The organism is uncultured Algibacter sp. (assembly GCF_905480415.1).
GTDB lineage: Bacteria > Bacteroidota > Bacteroidia > Flavobacteriales > Flavobacteriaceae > Algibacter_B.
Genome location: NZ_CAJQQI010000075.1, coordinates 1 through 5,261 on the forward strand (window position 1 = coordinate 1; position 5,261 = coordinate 5,261).

At 32.0% G+C, this 5,261-nt stretch carries 5 protein-coding genes and 1 pseudogene; 5 read left to right on the top strand and 1 reads right to left on the bottom strand.

Annotated elements, in window-relative coordinates:
* Positions 1-210, top strand: a pseudogene (locus tag QZ260_RS05795) (alpha/beta hydrolase); the annotation flags it as partial.
* Positions 211-244: 34 nt separating this feature from the next.
* Positions 245-994, top strand: coding sequence for an alpha/beta fold hydrolase (locus QZ260_RS05800; RefSeq protein WP_295983833.1), 750 nt, complete (start codon positions 245-247; stop codon positions 992-994).
* 224 nt (positions 995-1,218) lie between these two features.
* On the opposite strand, the gene lysS is transcribed toward QZ260_RS05800, so the two are convergent.
* The gene (gene lysS, locus QZ260_RS05805; protein WP_295983837.1) at positions 1,219-2,907 is read right to left on the bottom strand and encodes a lysine--tRNA ligase; all 1,689 of its coding nucleotides are present in this window, start codon (positions 2,905-2,907) and stop codon (positions 1,219-1,221) included.
* A gap of 265 nt (positions 2,908-3,172) precedes the next feature.
* On the opposite strand from lysS, the gene QZ260_RS05810 reads away from it, so the two are divergent.
* The 3 genes from QZ260_RS05810 (at position 3,173) to lipB (ending at position 5,048) form a co-directional block, all read left to right on the top strand.
* Positions 3,173-4,060: a hypothetical protein gene (locus QZ260_RS05810; protein ID WP_295983839.1), complete on the top strand. Its 888-nt coding sequence runs from the start codon at positions 3,173-3,175 to the stop codon at positions 4,058-4,060.
* 92 nt (positions 4,061-4,152) lie between these two features.
* The gene (locus QZ260_RS05815; RefSeq protein ID WP_019388284.1) at positions 4,153-4,311 is read left to right on the top strand and encodes a YqaE/Pmp3 family membrane protein; all 159 of its coding nucleotides are present in this window, start codon (positions 4,153-4,155) and stop codon (positions 4,309-4,311) included.
* Positions 4,312-4,340: 29 nt separating this feature from the next.
* Complete coding sequence (gene lipB / locus QZ260_RS05820) at positions 4,341-5,048, top strand: lipoyl(octanoyl) transferase LipB (RefSeq protein ID WP_295983849.1); 708 nt, start codon at positions 4,341-4,343, stop codon at positions 5,046-5,048.
* Positions 5,049-5,261 lie beyond the last annotated feature (213 nt).

A 5,261-nucleotide genomic window follows, 5' to 3' on the forward strand; every position in this document is an offset into this window, starting at 1 on the left:
TACAAAACCAGTGTGAAATTATCTGGAGTAAATCCTAAACTCACCAAATTGCATACTGTGATTGGTGGTGGACATAAAAATTTGAATAACTTTGAATCCTATCATAATATGATTCATGAGATATTAAATAGTAAGCCTAAAGATATCGATTTATCAACTACGAGTATTCATGTTAAACACACCTCAAAACCAGCTAAAACGAAAGTTTAAAAAAGCGCTTGTTGTTTTAATTAGTCTCTATCTTATGGTTGGATCATTATTATGTTTTTTTCAAGAAAAAATGTTGTTTTTACCAACCGTACTAGCACAAGATTATGAATATCAATTCAACTATCCTTTTGAAGAATTGTTTTTTAAGACTGAAGAAGATGTCCTTATTAATGCCATTCATTTTAAATTAGAAAATCCTAAAGGCGTTGTGCTCTTTTTACATGGAAATGCAGGTGATTTATCCCGTTGGGGAACTCTGGCCGAATATTTTGTTGAAAAACAGTATGATGTTTTGGTTATGGATTACAGAACCTATGGAAAAAGTATAGGCAAACTTAGTGAAAAAGCGCTTTATCATGACGCACAATATTGTTATGACTATTTGAAAGACAAATATAAAGAGGAGGATATTCTTGTTTATGGCCGTTCACTTGGATCTGGGTTAGCAACATTTATCGCTTCAAAAAATAACCCGAAACAACTTATTTTAGAAACACCGTTTTACAGTGTTTTAGATGTCGCACAGTCAAGATTCCCAATGTTTGCTGTAAAACAACTTTTGAAATATAAGTTGCTTAGCTACCAATTTGTAAAACAAATTGAATGTCCTATTTTAATGCTGCATGGAACCAAAGATCAGGTTGTGCCTTATGAATCTGCAAAGAAATTATTTAATGCTTCACCAAAATCAAAAACTAAATTTGTGTCTATTGAAGGAGGAAGACATGGTAATTTAAGCCTTTTTGATAATTATCATTTTCACATGGAAAATATATTAAAATAACTTTAATGTCTTAAAAAAATTAACATAACGAATAACCAAGTCTTAAAGAAAGATTAAAATATCAATACCTAATGTTAAACATTTCTAAAATACTTCTTCAAATGGGAATAATTACCTCTATTTGTTCTGAGTTTAGTTAATAAGTTTAGTTAGTTAGTTAGTTTAAAAAAAGCCAGTAATTTTAAAATTACTGGCTTTTTTAATATTTACTATTTTCATTAGTATTAAACTACAACAACAAATAATCCGTCGTCTGTCTTCTCAACTTTAGCAAGATTATTTTTAGTCAGTTCTTTAATTGTTTTATCCCATTTTTTATTTGATAAACCAGACTTAACTTTTAAATCTACAAGTTCCAGTTTTTCTGCTTTTTGCAAAATTTCAAAAACGGCTTTTGCATCTTCACTAACAGCAACAGCTTTTTTCTCTGGTCGCATTTGTGGGAAAAACAAAACTTCCTGTATGGATTGATTATTCGTTAGAAACATAATTAATCTATCCATACCAATTCCCATACCTGATGTTGGAGGCATGCCGTATTCTAGAGCACGTAAAAAATCATGGTCAATAAATTCTGTGGCTTCATCATCACCTTTTGCAGCAAGTTTTAATTGATGCTCAAAACGCTCACGTTGGTCAATAGGGTCGTTAAGTTCAGAATATGCATTTGCTATTTCTTTACCACAAACCATAAGTTCAAAACGCTCTGTTAATTCAGGGTTTTCGCGGTGTTCTTTACATAACGGGCTCATCTCTTTTGGATAATCCGTAATGTATGTAGGCTGAATATAGTTGCTTTCACATTTTTCGCCAAAAATCTCATCAATAAGCTTGCCTTTACCCATAGTGTTATCTACTTCAACACCCAAGTCTTTTGCAGCTTGTCTAATCTCATCTTCAGTTTTACCAGTAATATCAAATCCTGTAAAATGCTTTATAGAATCTGCCATAGTGACTCTCGCATATGGCGCTTTAAAATCTATTTCATGTTCTCCAAAAGTAGCTTTTGTAGTTCCATTTACTGCAATGGCACAGTGCTCTAAAAGACGCTCGCAGAAATCCATCATCCAGTTATAGTCTTTGTAGGCTACATAAATTTCCATGGCCGTAAACTCAGGGTTATGAGTTCTGTCCATCCCTTCGTTTCTAAAGTTTTTGGAAAACTCATAAACACCATCAAAACCACCAACAATCAGTCTTTTTAAATACAACTCATTAGCAATACGCATGTACAAAGGTATGTCTAAAGCGTTATGATGAGTAATAAACGGGCGCGCGGCAGCTCCTCCAGGAATAGGTTGTAAAACTGGTGTTTCTACTTCAAAATACCCGGCATCATTAAAAAATGAACGCATGGCATTAAATAATTTAGTTCGTTTTATAAAAACGGCTTTAACCTGCGGATTTACAACTAAATCTGCATAGCGTTGTCTATATCGCTGTTCTGGGTCGGTAAATGCATCGTAAACTACGCCGTCTTTTTCTTTAGGTAATGGTAGCGGTTTTAAAGCCTTACTAAGTAGTGTGAAGTCTTTAACTTTTACTGTTTTTTCACCAACTTGTGTAGTGAATAATTCTCCCTCAATCCCAACGAAATCCCCAAAATCTAAAAGCTTTTTAAATACCTCATTGTATTTGCTTTTGTCTTCACCTAGACAAATTTCATCTCTATTAAAATACACTTGTATTTTTCCTTCAGCATCTTGTAATTGAGCAAAACTCGCTTTTCCTTGCACTTTAATCATCATTAAACGACCAGCTATTACAACCTTACTTCCTTCTTTAAAATCCTGCTTAATTGATTTTGAAGTATTTTTTACGTTGTATAAATCAGCGGGATAAGGGTTAATGCCTAATACGCGTAATTTTTCTAGTTTTTCTCTTCTTACTATTTCTTGCTCTGAAAGCTGCATCTGATGTTTTTTTGAACCGCAAAATTAAGCTATTTAAAAAAAATGATAAACTTCTTTTTAATTATTCTTTGTTTTTATTGATTAACTGATAAAAATTTAAAAAAAAATAGTTTTAGTTTATGATATTAATCATAGGTGATAAATGGTGTATTTTTTATTTTTATTCAATTATTGTAAGAGATTTTGTAGTCCATTTATTTAATTGATTTTTATAATACCTATGTTATTGAATTGACACAACTCATATAATTTAAACTTCATTCATATGAAAAATTTAATATTAAGTTCGTTTGTTTTTTTTACCGTCACTTTTAACATGTTTACACAAGAATTGTCCCCATATATAAAAATTGGAGAGTCAACAGAAAGTATTACGGAATTAACAGAAAAAGTTGTTTCTGTATTAAAGGATAATTCATTTACCGTTCTAGGAACTTATAATCCTTGTAACAAAAGTTCTTTAAAGATTATTGCATTTACAAGAACAGATTTAAGTAATGTCTCAATTAAAGTTAAAGATAGAGGTGCATTGGCCGCGGTTTTTAAAGTGGGTTTTGTTAAAAAAAATGATAAAGTAATCATTTCTTACACGAATCCAGATTATATTTTAAGAGCTTATTTAAGGGATAACTATAATACTTACAGGAGTACTTTCAAAACATTTAGTGCAGATTTGAAGACTGTGTTTTCTGCTATTGGAAATGAGTTCACTCCTTTTGGAGGAACCGTACAAGCAGATAAATTAAGAAAGTACCATTATAAAATTTTGATGCCTTATTTTTCAGATCCTGTGGTGCTAAATGAATTTCCTTCATTTGAAGAAGGCGTAAAAACAATTGAAAATGCTTTGATTTCTAAAGCGGGAAACACAAAACTAGTTTATAAGCTCATTTATAATAATGCTAAAGTGGCTGTTTTTGGTGTTGGATTATTAAATAAAGAAGATGGGGAATCCTATTTTTTACCAATTATTGGTGAAGATCATGTTGCAGCTTTGCCTTATGAAATAATATTGCAAGATAAAGTAGCGACCATGCTTCATGGTAAATATAGATTGGCATTGCATTGGCCAGATCTAACAATGGGTACTTTTATGAAAATCATGAGTACGCCGGGGGATATTGAAGATACTTTAGAAGCCCTTTGTAAATAAGTAGTTAATTCTTGTTTTAATAAAGTATTCAATTGTAACAAAAGTCATAAAATGACGTCAAATTAGTATCATCAATTAAAATAAATCAAACCATGAGTTTTTGGAGAGTTTTACTGTCTATTATTTGTCCGCCTTTAGCAGTTATTGATAAAGGTTGTGGTTCTATTATTATTGTCTTTTTGTTGTGGCTTTGTGGCTGGGTGCCTGGCGTAATTGCAGCATTAGTTATACTTAATAACCCTAAAAATTAAAACATAAAAATATCGTAATTTTGCGGTTCATGAATAAGACTATTGAACTTCAGGATTTAGGGCTCAAAGACTATAAGCAAACTTGGGATTACCAAGAAACATTGTTTAAAAGTATTGTTGATACAAAAATCAAAAATAGGCGAGAAGATGCAGGTTTAGAAACCAAAAACTATTTTTTATTTGTGGAGCATCCGCATGTTTACACTTTAGGTAAAAGTGGGGATATGTCAAATTTGTTGGTTGATGAAGCACAATTAAAGGCTAAAAACGCCTCTTTTTATAAAGTAAATCGTGGAGGTGATATTACTTATCATGGTCCAGGGCAAATTGTGGGATATCCTATTTTGGATTTAGATAATTTTTTCACTGACATACATAAATATCTTCGTTTTTTAGAAGAAATGATTATTCTCACGCTTGCTGAATATGGTTTAAAGGCAGAACGAAGCCCAGGAGAAACAGGGGTTTGGTTGGATGTTGGGACGCCTTTTGCAAGAAAAATTTGTGCTATGGGCGTTCGAGCGAGTCGTTGGGTTACCATGCATGGCTTTGCTCTCAATGTAAACGCAAATTTGGGCTATTTCGATTTAATGATTCCATGTGGAATTCGTGGTAAAGCGGTGACTTCACTAAATGTTGAGCTTGGAAAAAAATCAATAGATGAGGCCGAGGTAAAAGAAAAACTTTTAAAGCATTTTGCTGCGCTTTTTGAGGCGGAGTTTAATGGTTTTAATTAGAATTAATACTAAAAAGGTATCTCAAACGGCGACTTAATTTATTTATAAGAAATATAGGCTAAAGCGAGCTGGGCTAATTGAAAACCCTTAAATTCTTTGTTTTTAATTCGTAAAACTAATTCTGTGTTTCCTTTAAAATAATCTGATGCCCATTTTCTGAATTTTGAATTACTTAAATTAAACATACTAATTACTGTTGGCGCTTTTTCACTT

Bases quoted from the DNA above. Each gene is read 5' to 3' on its own strand.
- QZ260_RS05800 (WP_295983833.1), top strand. From the start codon at position 245: ATGGTTGGATCATTATTATGTTTTTTTCAAGAAAAAATGTTGTTTTTA.
- lysS (WP_295983837.1), bottom strand. From the start codon at position 2,907: ATGCAGCTTTCAGAGCAAGAAATAGTAAGAAGAGAAAAACTAGAAAAA.
- QZ260_RS05810 (WP_295983839.1), top strand. From the start codon at position 3,173: ATGAAAAATTTAATATTAAGTTCGTTTGTTTTTTTTACCGTCACTTTT.
- QZ260_RS05815 (WP_019388284.1), top strand. From the start codon at position 4,153: ATGAGTTTTTGGAGAGTTTTACTGTCTATTATTTGTCCGCCTTTAGCA.
- lipB (WP_295983849.1), top strand. From the start codon at position 4,341: ATGAATAAGACTATTGAACTTCAGGATTTAGGGCTCAAAGACTATAAG.